At 71.0% G+C, this 9538-nt stretch carries 8 protein-coding genes; 7 read left to right on the top strand and 1 reads right to left on the bottom strand.

What is annotated here, in order from left to right; all coding sequences use genetic code 11:
* Positions 1-82 precede the first annotated feature (82 nt).
* The 6 genes from mihF (at position 83) to ACZ3HL_RS05975 (ending at position 6070) form a co-directional block, all read left to right on the top strand.
* On the top strand, positions 83-400 hold the full coding sequence (gene mihF, locus ACZ3HL_RS05950; RefSeq protein ID WP_003096398.1) for an integration host factor, actinobacterial type: 318 nt from the start codon (positions 83-85) through the stop codon (positions 398-400).
* A complete protein-coding gene (gene gmk / locus ACZ3HL_RS05955; RefSeq protein ID WP_465412319.1) occupies positions 397-1053 on the top strand; it encodes a guanylate kinase in 657 nt (218 codons plus the stop codon). Before mihF ends, gmk begins: the two co-directional genes overlap by 4 nt.
* Positions 1050-1319 carry a DNA-directed RNA polymerase subunit omega gene (rpoZ, locus tag ACZ3HL_RS05960; RefSeq protein ID WP_005152353.1) on the top strand — a complete coding sequence of 90 codons (270 nt, stop codon included), beginning with the start codon at positions 1050-1052 and terminating at the stop codon, positions 1317-1319. Before gmk ends, rpoZ begins: the two co-directional genes overlap by 4 nt.
* A complete protein-coding gene (coaBC, locus tag ACZ3HL_RS05965; protein WP_465529046.1) occupies positions 1312-2532 on the top strand; it encodes a bifunctional phosphopantothenoylcysteine decarboxylase/phosphopantothenate--cysteine ligase CoaBC in 1221 nt (406 codons plus the stop codon). Before rpoZ ends, coaBC begins: the two co-directional genes overlap by 8 nt.
* 96 nt (positions 2533-2628) lie before the next feature.
* Complete coding sequence (gene metK / locus ACZ3HL_RS05970) at positions 2629-3831, top strand: methionine adenosyltransferase (protein WP_199745477.1); 1203 nt, start codon at positions 2629-2631, stop codon at positions 3829-3831.
* Positions 3832-3979: 148 nt separating this feature from the next.
* Positions 3980-6070: a primosomal protein N' gene (locus tag ACZ3HL_RS05975; RefSeq protein ID WP_465529048.1), complete on the top strand. Its 2091-nt coding sequence runs from the start codon at positions 3980-3982 to the stop codon at positions 6068-6070.
* A 73-nt stretch (positions 6071-6143) separates the two neighbouring features.
* Here the strand turns inward: ACZ3HL_RS05975 and ACZ3HL_RS05980 are convergent, their stop codons facing one another.
* Entirely contained in the window at positions 6144-7532 is a 1389-nt protein-coding gene (locus ACZ3HL_RS05980) for a pyroglutamyl-peptidase I (protein ID WP_465529050.1), read from the bottom strand.
* Between the two features lie 88 nt (positions 7533-7620).
* Here ACZ3HL_RS05980 and ggt point away from each other — a divergent pair, with 88 nt between their 5' ends.
* Positions 7621-9432 carry a gamma-glutamyltransferase gene (gene ggt, locus ACZ3HL_RS05985; RefSeq protein WP_465529133.1) on the top strand — a complete coding sequence of 604 codons (1812 nt, stop codon included), beginning with the start codon at positions 7621-7623 and terminating at the stop codon, positions 9430-9432.
* Positions 9433-9538 lie beyond the last annotated feature (106 nt).

Here is a 9538-nt window from a genome sequence, read left to right on the forward strand (position 1 = left end):
GCCACCCCCGCATTGTGGGCCGAGGTAACGGGTGGGTACCGTCGCCACACCCACCCAGATTTGAGAACTACCGGAGGAAAACGTGGCACTTCCCCAGCTGACAGAGGAACAGCGCGCTGCGGCGCTGGAGAAGGCCGCCGCCGCCCGCCGCATCCGTGCTGAGCTGAAGGAGCGGCTGAAGCGGGGCGGTACCACTCTGGTCGACGTGTTGAAGCAGGCCGAGGAGAACGAAGTCCTCGGCAAGATGAAGGTCTCGGCTCTGCTCGAGGCTCTTCCGGGCGTCGGCAAGGTCCGTGCCCAGCAGACCATGGAACGACTGGAGATCGCACCCAGCCGTCGTCTTCGCGGCCTCGGCGACCGGCAGCGCAAGGCGCTGCTGGCCGAATTCAGCGGCGAGTGAGCGGCACCGGTCAGGACCACCCGGTGAACCCGGGCGCTGACCGCGGCGGTGAGCCGGTGGCGGGAGTTTCTTCCCGGCACCGGCTCACGGTCGTCTCAGGGCCTTCGGGGGTCGGGAAGTCGAGCGTGGCGAAGGAGCTGCGCAAGCTGGATCCGGAGATCTATTTCAGCGTCTCGGTGACCACCAGGAAGCCGAGGCCGGGTGAGGTGGACGGCGAGCACTACCACTTCATCGACCGGGCCGAGTTCGACCGCATGGTCGCCGGCGGCGAACTGCTCGAACACGCCGAGTTCGCGGGCAACTGCTACGGCACCCCGCGCGGGCCCGTCGAGCGGGTGCTCGCCGAAGGCCGCAACGCCATCCTGGAGATCGAACTCCAGGGCGCCCGGCAGGTCCGCAAGGCGATGCCGGAGGCCCGGCTGGTGATGCTGATGCCGCCGTCGTGGGAAGAACTGGTCGGCAGGCTGACCGGCCGCGGCACCGAGAACGAGGCCGCGGTGAAGGCCAGGCTCGCCGAGGCCGAACGCGAACTCGCCGCCGCCGGGGAGTTCGACGAGCGCGTCGTCAACGCCGACGTGCGAGAGGCCGCCGAGCAGTTGCTAAACTTGATAACCGGCGACATCTCTACCGAAGATTCGGAGCACCACGAGTGACGACTCAGGCCACGCTGCACGAAGAGCTCGAAGGCATCACCAACCCGCCCATCGACGACCTCCTCGAGAAGGTCAGCTCGAAGTACGCGCTGGTGATCTACTCGGCCAAGCGCGCTCGCCAGATCAACGACTACTACGCCCAGCTGGGCGAAGGCCTGCTGGAGTACGTCGGCCCGCTGGTCGAGCCGGGCCCGCGCGAGAAGCCGCTCTCCATCGCCCTGCGCGAGATCCACGGCGGCCTGCTCGAGCACACCGAGGGTGAATAAGCCTCGCGTCGTACTGGGCGTGGGCGGCGGGATCGCCGCCTACAAGGCCTGTGAGGTCCTTCGCGGACTGACCGAAACCGGTCACGACGTCCGCGTGGTCCCCACCGAAGCCGCGCTGAACTTCGTCGGCGCGGCCACCTTCGAGGCACTGTCCGGGAACCCGGTGCACACCGGCGTGTTCACCGAAGTGCCCGAGGTCCAGCACGTCCGCGTCGGCAAGGAAGCCGACCTGGTGATCGTCGTGCCCGCCACGGCGAACCTGCTCGCCAAGGCCGCGCACGGCATCGCGGACGACCTGCTGACCAACACCCTGCTCACCGCCCGGTGCCCGGTCGCCTTCTTCCCGGCGATGCACACCGAGATGTGGGAGCACCCGGCCACCCGCGACAACGTGGCGCTGCTGCGCTCGCGCGGCCTGGTCGTCGCCGAACCCGCCGCCGGCAGGCTGACCGGCAAGGACACCGGCAAGGGACGGCTCGCCGACCCGGCCGAGATCGTCGACCTCGCCCGGCTCCTGCTCGCCGTGCCGAAAGCCCTGCCGCGCGACCTCGAAGGCGTACGCGTGGCGATTTCGGCGGGAGGAACCCGCGAGCCACTGGACCCCGTCCGGTACCTGGGCAACCGCTCGTCGGGCAAGCAGGGCTATGCGCTGGCCCGCGTCGCCGCCCAGCGCGGCGCCGAGGTCACCCTGGTCGCCGCGCACACCATCGCGCTGCCGGAGCCCGCGGGCGCGAAGGTCGTCCACGTGTCGACGGCCGAGGAGCTGCGCCAGGCGATGCACGTCGAGGCCGCGACCGCCGACGTCGTGGTGATGGCCGCGGCCGTCGCCGATTTCCGGCCGTCCAACCGGGCGGACCACAAGATCAAGAAATCCGACGACGCGCCCGACCCCGTGGTCGAACTCGCGCGCAACGCGGACATCCTGGCCGAACTGGTGCGAAACCGGACGGACGGCCAGATGGTCGTCGGTTTCGCCGCCGAAACCGGGGACGAGAAGGGTGGCGTCCTCGATCACGCCAGGGTCAAACTGAAGCGCAAGGGCGCGGACCTGCTGGTGGTGAACGCCGTCGGCGAGGGGAAGGCCTTCGGGACCGAGGACAACTCGGGCTGGCTGCTGGGGGCGGACGGCACCGAAATCCCCATCCCTCTCGGCGCCAAGGCCGAACTCGCGTCCACATTGTGGGATGCTGTTGTGACCTTGATGAAGCGTTGAGAGTCCCCCAAGCGATAGTCAGTAGGCTTGATTGCAAGCTGAGGGGTGCCTAACTTACTGGGCATCAGACGTCTAGGTGAGGGAGTGACGGCCACCGTGAGCGCGTCCACGAGCAGACTGTTCACGTCGGAATCGGTGACCGAAGGTCATCCCGACAAAATTTGTGATGCCATCAGCGACTCGATCCTGGACGGTCTGCTGGCGAAGGACCCGCGCAGCCGGGTCGCGGTCGAAACCCTCATCACCACCGGGCAGGTGCACGTCGCCGGCGAGGTGACCACCGAGGCCTACGCGGACATCCCGACCATCGTCCGCGACGTGATCCTGAAGATCGGCTACGACTCTTCGGCCAAGGGTTTCGACGGCAACTCCTGCGGCGTCAACGTCGCGATCGGCTCCCAGTCGCCGGACATCGCGCAGGGTGTCGACACGGCGTACGAGTCCCGGGTCGAGTCCGACGAAGACGAGATCAACCGCCAGGGCGCGGGCGACCAGGGCCTGATGTTCGGCTACGCCTGCTCGGACACCCCCGAGCTGATGCCGCTGCCGATCGCGCTGGCGCACCGGCTCTCGCAGCGGCTGACCAGGGTCCGCAAGGACGGCGTGCTGCCGTACCTGCGTCCGGACGGCAAGACCCAGGTCACCATCGAGTACGCGGGTGACCAGCCGGTGCGGCTCGACACGGTGGTCGTGTCCACCCAGCACGCGGACGGCATCGACCTGGAGCAGATGCTCGGCGTCGACGTCCGCGAGCACGTGGTCGCCCCGGAGATCGCCGAGCTCGGGCTCGACACCTCCAACGTGCGGCTGCTGGTCAACCCGACCGGCCGCTTCGTCATCGGCGGCCCGATGGGCGACGCCGGGCTGACCGGCCGCAAGATCATCGTCGACACCTACGGCGGCATGGCCCGTCACGGTGGCGGCGCGTTCTCCGGCAAGGACCCGTCCAAGGTGGACCGCTCGGCCGCGTACGCGATGCGCTGGGTGGCGAAGAACGTCATCGCCGCCGGGCTCGCCTCGCGCGCCGAGGTCCAGGTGGCGTACGCGATCGGCAAGGCGGCCCCGGTGGGCCTCTTCGTCGAGACCTTCGGCACCGAGACGGTCGACCCGTCGAAGATCCAGGCCGCCATCCAGGAGGTCTTCGACCTGCGTCCGGCCGCGATCATCCGCGACCTCGACCTGCTTCGCCCGATCTACGCGCCGACGGCCGCGTACGGCCACTTCGGCCGTCCGGAGCTGGAGCTCCCGTGGGAGAGCACGGCGCGGGCCGCGGACCTGAAGTCGGCCGCGGGCGCCTGATCGCTTCGAGGTCCGTGAAGGCCTCCTTGCCTACCTTGAGGGTGGGGAAGGAGGCCTTCACGGCGTTCGGGCTGTGTGCTTCAAGCACGTTCGGGCACCGGGCCACGCGGTACGGCCGGTGACGGGGGAGTCTGGTAGAGATCACCGGGTGAGCAGCAGTCCCGAACCGACCCCGCTGTGGGACCTTCCGGAGCCGAAAGCCGAGCCGGCGCGGAAGGCCAAGCCGGCGCGCGCGAAAACGGCCAGCCGTCGCGGCGCGCAGAACCCCGCGCCCGAGAACCCGGTCGCGCGGATCGTCGTGGACATCCCGCTCACGCACCTCGACCGCACCTTCGACTACCGGATCCCCGAAAAGCTGCACGAAGCCGCCGTACCCGGCTGCCGGGTCCGCGTCCGGTTCGCGGGCCAGCTCGTCGACGGGTATCTCGTCGAACGCGCCGACACCACGGAGTTCACCGGGAAGCTCGCGTACATCGACCGGGTGACCTCCAGCGAGCCGGTGCTGCCTCCGGCGCTGCACACGCTCTGCCGGTCCGTCGCGGACCGGTACGGCGGCACGCTCAGCGACGTCCTGCGCCTGGCGATCCCGTCCCGGCACGCGAAGGTCGAGGCCGAACCGCCCGCCGAACCCGCACCGATCCCGGAGCCGCCCGGAACCACCGCCTGGGAGAAGTACCAGAGCGGCCCGGCGTTCCTGGAGGCCGTCGCGGAACGGCGTCCCGCCAACGCCGTCTGGCAGGCGCTACCGGGCGAGGACTGGCCTCGCCGTCTCGCCGAAGCCGCCGCCGTCGCGGCCGCGGCTGGCCGGGGTGTCCTCATGGTCGTTCCCGACCATCGTGACCTGACGCGGCTTCACGACGCCTGTGTTTCCTTGCTGGGCGCCGATTCCGTGGTCGCGCTGATCGCAGGGCTGGGCCCGGCCGAGCGCTATCGCCGGTGGCTGGCGGTGCTGCGCGGCGCGGTGCGCGTCGTCGTCGGCACGCGCGCGGCGATGTTCGCGCCGGTCGCCGATCCCGGTCTGTTCGTGGTGTGGGACGACGGCGACGACGTCCACCTCGACCAGCACGCGCCGTACCCCCATGTCCGCGACGTGCTGATGGATCGCGCGCACGCCGCGAAGGGCTCCATGCTGGTCGCCGGGTTCGCGCGGACCGCCGAGGCGCAGTTCCTGGTCGAATCGGGCTGGGCGCAGCCTCTGGTGGCGGCCCGCCCCGAGCTGCGGGCCGCCGCGCCGCGGGTCACGCCGGTCGGCGAGGACTTCGACGTCGCCCGGGACGAAGCGGCGAAGGCCGCGCGCCTCCCGTCGGTCGCGTTCGAGGCGGCGCGGCAGTCGCTGGCCGGTGGCTTCCCCGTGCTGGTCCAGGTTCCGCGTCGCGGTTATGTCCCGGGGCTCGCTTGCGGCAACTGCCGGACGTCGGCGCATTGCCGTCGTTGCGCCGGCCCGCTGTCCCTGCCCGGCGGGCTGATCGACGGCTCGCCGAGACCGCCCGCCTGCCGGTGGTGTGGTGTCCCCGAGACGAACTTCCATTGCGCCGCCTGCGGTTCCGTCCGGCTGCGGGCGGTCGTCGTCGGCTCCAAGCGGACCGCGGAAGAACTGGGCCGGGCGTTCTCCGGGTTCCCCGTGCGGACCTCGGGCGCGACGGAGGTTTTGGCGTCGGTGCCCGGAAAACCGGCGCTGGTGGTGTGTACGCCGGGAGCCGAGCCGGTCGCGGAAGGCGGCTACGGCGCGGCGCTGCTGCTCGACGGCTGGGCGCTGCTCGGACGGCAGGACCTGCGAGCAGGGGAGGAGACCCTGCGTCGTTGGATGGCGGCCGCGGCCCTGGTGCGGCCGGGGACCGAGGGCGGCCGGGTGTTCGTCGGCGCGGAAGCGGGTTTGCCGGTCGTCCAGGCGCTGGTGCGGTGGGACCCGGGCTGGCACGCGAGCCTGGAACTGGCCGAGCGGCGCGAACTCGGGTTCCCGCCCGCGATGCGGATGGCGAGTATCGAGGGCACGCCGGACGCGGTCGCCGGGCTGCTAGACGACCTCGCCCTCCCAGAGACCGGTGAGGTGCTGGGCCCGGTGCCGCTCGGCGAGGTCGACGAGGACGGCAACGCCGAACGCGAACGGGCGCTGGTGCGCGTCGCGCGTCCGGACGGGAAGGCGCTCGCCGCCGCCGTCCACGCCGCGGCCGCGCGCCGGGACGCCCGGAAGGCGTCCGAGCCCATCCGGATCCAGCTGGACCCCCTGGAGCTCATCTAACCCCCGCATTTCGTCCTCTGAATGCGGTAGTTGCGCGTGCAAGGACCGCATTCAGAGGACTAAATGCAAGGGGTCAGAGGGTCGTGCCGGGGGTGGCGAGGACGTCGGCGCGGGCCGAGGAGCCCGGAGCGGGCGAAGCGGGCTTCGTGGCGGAGCCGCCCAGGGCGGCGGTGAGCAGGGTGACGATCTGCGAGGAGATCGCCGCCCGTCGTGCCTCGAAGTCGGCGTCGGTCAGGGCCGAAGGATCGGCGGGGGTACCGAGGACGGGCGTGTGCAGGTGACCGCCCGCGATCCCGGTAAGACCGAGGCCCGTCCGGAGCCGGTTGCTGCGATACATGGACTCGTTGCTCAGGTAGTTGCCGCCCCCGCCCGAAGCGGCGATCTCGCCCGGCTTGGGCGAGTCCGTCCGGCAGACCGCCGTCCCCGTCCCGGGCTTCGTGCTGTCCGGCCAGACGCAGAACGCCTGGTTGTACAGCACCTGGTACGCCCCGGCGGGCGCGGCGAGCATCTTTTCGTACGGCAGCGTGGTTTCGATGAACTGGACGTCCGGCTGCGGCCAGCCGTCGGCGGGCGGGACCGGGCCGCGGACGGGCTCGTCGAGGTTGTCCGGCGAACCACCGCGCCAGGCACCGGCCCACCGCTCGATGTCGAACCTGCCGGGGCGGCCCTGGCTGATCGTCATGATCAGCTCCGGACGGCGGAAGCGGTCTTGGAACGCCCGACCGTAGGCCGCCTCGACGATCCCGGCGTCGAAGTAGCTCCACACCACCGGGAACGAGACGGCCTGCACCCGCGCCGGTCCGGTCGGGGTCTGGATCACCTTGCCGTCCAGATGTAGCGCGGCCGCGCCCGACGGGTTCGCGATGCGGACGCCCGCACCGTTGAGGGTGAACGGGTCGAAGCCACTCACCAGCACGCGGCGCAGCTTCGGGCCGGACGGGAAACGGGCGTCGTCGAGACCGCGGGCGCCGAAGTCGAACGACTTCAGCAGCTCCGCGCGGGCGGGCTCGGACAGCGGGAAGCGCGGCGTCCACTGCCGCAGCGCCTTGCTCATCTGCAGGCGCGCCCAGTAGAGCGGGCGGTCGTCGGCCTTGTCGATGGTGCCGAGATCCGGACGGCGGCCCTGCGCGCGGTCGACCGCGGTGCGCCAGAGCCCGTCACCGGTGGTCTCGGCGAGTTTCTCCGCACGCAAGGCGGTCCTCGTCGCGCAAAGGCGGGTCGTGAAGTCGGAGACGAGCTGGTCGAATCCGGCGAGCCGGACGAGTTCCGGGCCGACGGCCGGGCCGCCGGAAGGCATGGTCGCGGTGAGCCGCTTCTCCTCGACGGTGATCGCGACGGAGTCGTCGAAGCAGGCACGGATGTCTTCGGCTTGTGCGACGCCGGGGACCGCGAGGACGGGGAGGACGATGAGCAGCGGGAGGAGCACGCCCCACCGCCTGCCGGGAGTCTTCATGGGCCGCATTCTGCTCATCGAGGCCGGGCCGCACTACCGACGTTCGCAGGTCCGGCCGGGTCTTGTCCGGGGTGGACAGGCGGGGCAGACTCGCGCCATGGCCGCGCACAGAAGCACTCTGGGACGCATCACCGCAGTCACCGCGATCGCCGCCCTGGTCGGCGCCGCCGCGCCGGGTATCGCGGCGGCGGCACCACCGACACCCAAGTCCCCGACCGCCGTCGGCTACCTGGGCGCGGTGTCGAGTATCGACGCGGACGCGACCGCGATCGGCACGAAGATCCTGCGTGAGGGCGGCAACGCCGTCGACGCGGCCGTCGCGACGGCGGCCGCGCTCGGCGTCACCGACCCGTTCTCCGCCGGGTTCGGTGGTGGCGGTTTCTTCGTCTACTACGACGCGCGCACCGGCAAGGTGCACACCCTCGACGGACGCGAGACCGCACCGTCGACGGCGAACGAGAACCTCTTCGTCGAGAACGGCAAGGCGATCCCATTCTCCGAAGCCGTCACCAGCGGGTTGGGCGTCGGTGTGCCCGGCACGCCCGCCACCTGGGACGAAGCCCTGCGTAAATGGGGGACCAGGTCGCTGGCGAAGGCGGTCAAGCCCGCCGAAGACCTCGCCCGCAAGGGTTTCACCGTCGACCAGACCTTCAACACCCAGATCGCGAACAACGCCGCCCGTTTCTCGGCGTTCCCGTCGACCAGGTCGCTGTACCTGCCCGGCGGCGCACCGCCCGCCGTCGGGTCGACGTTCAGGAACCCGGACCTCGCGGGTACGTACGCGCAGCTCGCCGCGAAGGGCACCGACGTGCTCTACCGCGGCCCGATCGGCGCGGACGTCGTCGACACGGTGCGGAAGCCACCGGTCGACCCGGCGTCGACGCTGAACGTGCGCCCCGGCGACATGACCGCGGCCGACCTCGCCAAGTACCGCGTGGTCGAGCGGAAGCCGACGAAGACCCGGTACCGCGGGCTCGACGTCTACGGCATGCCGGCCCCGTCGTCCGGCGGGCTGACCGTCGGCGAGGCGCTGAACATCCTCGAGAACACGAAGCTCTCGAAGCTGGAGAAGGCCGACTACCTGCACTACTTCCTGGAGTCGACCCGTTACGCCTTCGCCGACCGCAACCGGTGGATCGGCGACCCGGCCTTCGTCGACGTCCCGGCGAAGGAGCTGATCAGCCAGAAGTTCGCCGACAGCCGCGCGTGCCTGATCGACCCCGGCAAGGCCGGGACGAGCCCGGTCGCGCCGGCCGACCCGCGCAAGCCCACGCCGTGCGTGGCGGGGACGAACCCCGCGCCGACGCCGTATGAGGGCGAGAACACCACGCACCTCACGGTCGCCGACCGGTGGGGCAACGTCGTCGCGTACACGCTGACCATCGAGCAGGAGGGCGGCAGCGGCATCGTCGTGCCGGGCCGCGGGTTCCTGCTCAACAACGAACTGACCGACTTCTCGTTCACCCCGGTGACGCCGGGCGTGCCCGACCCGAACCTGCCGGGCCCGGCGAAGCGGCCGCGTTCGTCGATGGCGCCGACCATCGTGCTCGATCACGGCAAGCCGTTCCTCGCCGTCGGCTCGCCCGGTGGCGCGTCGATCATCACCACGGTGCTGCAGATCCTCACCGGCCGCATCGACCGCGGGCTGAAGCTGGTCGACGCGATCGCCGAACCGCGCGCTTCGCAGCGGAACTCGACGGCCGCGCAGGTGGAGCAGGCGTTCCTGGACCAGACCGAGGTGCTCAAGGCGCTGAAGGCCAAGGGACAGGGCTTCTCGACGACGCCCGGGGAGATCGGGGCGGCGACCGGCGTCGAACGGCTGCGGGACGGCCGGTGGCTCGCCGCGGCCGAACCCACCCGCCGGGGTGGTGGCTCGGCTGCCGTCGTGCTGCCCTGGCCACCCAGGTAGCCGGCGACGGTCCGTGAAGGCCTCCTTGAGGGACCCAGAGTCCCTCAAGGAGGCCTTCACGGACCGCCTCTGAGGGCTGGGGGAGAGCGAGCGCGCCCCGGCGCTG

The organism is Amycolatopsis sp. NPDC000009, assembly GCF_055563465.1.